The following is a 2,382-nucleotide window of genomic DNA, read 5'->3' as shown; positions in this document are numbered from 1 at the left end:
GCTGACGGTGAGCGACGTCTCGGCGTCTGCGGACCGCGAAGCGCAAGCCCAGCGTCTGGCGTTGGAAGAAGCGTCGGCGGCTTTCGATCTGTCCACGGGGCCGCTGATTCGTGGTCGTCTGCTGCGCGTGGCGCAGGACGATCATGTCTTGCTGGTGACGATGCACCACATCGTGTCGGACGGCTGGTCGATGGGCGTGCTGATCCGTGAGTTCGCGGCGCTGTACGACGCGGCGCGACGCGGCCTTGCCGCGCCCTTGCCGGCGTTGCCGGTGCAGTACGTGGATTACGCGGTATGGCAGCGTCGCTGGCTGGAGGGCGAGGTGCTGCAGCAGCAGGGCGCCTACTGGCGCGAGACGTTGGCGGGTGCGCCGGGTCTGCTGAGCTTGCCGACGGACCGGCCAAGGCCGGAGCGTCAGGACTACAGCGGAGCGTCGATCGAGGTGGTGGTGGACGCGGCGCTGACGGCGAGGCTGGCGCAGGCCGGGCGTCGCTACGGCGCGACGGTGTTCATGATGGTGCTGGCAGGGTGGTCGGCGGTGCTGGGCCGGCTGGCCGGGCAGGACGAGGTGGTGATCGGGGCGCCGGTGGCGAACCGCACGCGCCCGGAGGTGGAAGGCCTGATCGGCTTCTTTGCCAACACGCTGGCACTGCGCGTGGACCTTGGCGGAGCGCCGACGGTGGCGGAGCTGGTCGAGCGGGTGCGTGAGCGCGTGCAGCAGGCGCAGGTGAACCAGGATCTGCCGTTCGAGCAGGTGGTGGAGCTGGCGCGTCCGGTGCGCAGCCTGGCGCACAGCCCGGTATTCCAGGCCGCGCTGTCATGGCAGGGGTCTGAGGCCTCGGGCCTGCAACTGGAAGGGCTGGCGCTGGAGCTGGTGACCCAGCCGGTGCGCACGGCGAAGTTCGACCTGACGCTGGAACTGGGGGAACTCGAGGGGCGCCTCGTCGGGGTGTTGGAGTACGCCACGGCGTTGTTCGACGAAAGCACGATGCGGCGGCACGTGGGCTACCTGGAGCGGATGCTGGAGGCGATGGCGACCGAGGGCGAGCGAGAGGTCGGCCGAGTCGCGTTGTTGGATGAGGCGGAGCGTGCGCAGGTAGTGCAAACCTGGAACACGACCCATGTCGAACAGGGTGACAAGGGGACATTCCCCGACCTGTTCGCAGCGCAAGTGGCGCAGACGCCGGACGTATGGGCGGTGCAGGCGGGCGAGGCTCGGCTGAGCTATCGCGAACTGAATGAACAGGCCAACCAACTGGCGCACCGCTTGATCGAGCTCGGCGTGGGCGCGGATGACCGTGTGGCGCTGTGCGTGGAGCGTGGCGTGGGGATGATGGTGGGCCTGCTCGGGATCCTGAAGTCGGGCGCGGGGTATGTGCCACTGGACCCGGCCTACCCGTCGGAGCGACTGGCGTGGATGCTGGAGGACAGCGCGCCGTCGGCGCTGGTGGTGAGCGAGGCCACGCGCGGCGTGGTCGAGGATGCGGGAGTACAGGTCGTCGACCTGGACGATGCGGCATGGTGTTCGCAGCCGGCACACGATCCGCGTGCGGCGGTACAGCCGCATCACCTGGCGTATGTGCTCTATACGTCGGGCTCGACCGGCCGGCCCAAGGGCGTGATGGTCGAGCACGGCAACCTGGCGAACCTGCTGCAGGCGATGCGCGGGCTGACCGGGATCGCAGCGGGCGATGGATTGCTGGCGGTGACCACGCTGGGCTTCGACATTGCGGGTCTGGAGTTGTATCTGCCGCTGGTGGTGGGCGCCCGCACGATCGTGCTGGATCGGGAGTCCGCGCGTGACGCGACGCTTCTGGCCCGGGCGCTTGACGACAGTGGTGCGACGCTGATGCAGGCAACGCCGTCGACCTGGCGGATGCTGGTGGAGGGCGGCTGGCCGGGTTCAGCGGGGCTGACGGCGCTGTGCGGCGGCGAGGCGTTGCCGGCGCAATTGGCCGCTCAGTTGCGCGCGCGGGTGGGCACGCTCTGGAACGTCTATGGACCGACGGAGACGACGATCTGGTCATCGGCCCAGCGAGTGGAAGGGGCGGTGAATATCGGTCGTCCGATCGACAACACCCAGTTCTACCTGCTGGATGCGCATGGCGAGCCCGTTCCGATGGGCGTGGCAGGTGAGATCTACATTGGCGGCGCGGGGGTAGCGCGTGGCTACCTGAACCGTGAAGACCTGACGGCGGAGCGTTTCCTGGCGGACCCGTTCCGCGCGGGCGGGCGGATGTACCGCACGGGGGATCTGGGGCGTTGGCTGCCGGAAGGGGAGATCGAATACCTGGGCCGTAACGATCACCAGGTGAAGCTGCGCGGTTTCCGCATCGAGCTTGGCGAGATCGAGGCGCGGCTGGCGCAGGTTGAGGGTGTGCG

1 protein-coding gene is annotated in these 2,382 nt (G+C 68.8%); it reads left to right on the top strand.

From position 1 onward, the window contains the following. Window positions 1–2,382, top strand: a 2,382-nt coding sequence (locus P0Y43_RS23045) for a non-ribosomal peptide synthetase (RefSeq protein ID WP_275639573.1), incomplete at both ends; no start/stop codon positions are given.

Source organism: Pseudomonas entomophila, assembly GCF_029193575.1.
Taxonomy (GTDB): Bacteria; Pseudomonadota; Gammaproteobacteria; order Pseudomonadales; family Pseudomonadaceae; genus Aquipseudomonas; species Aquipseudomonas entomophila_G.
This window is presented reverse-complemented; position numbering and strand designations above follow the sequence as displayed.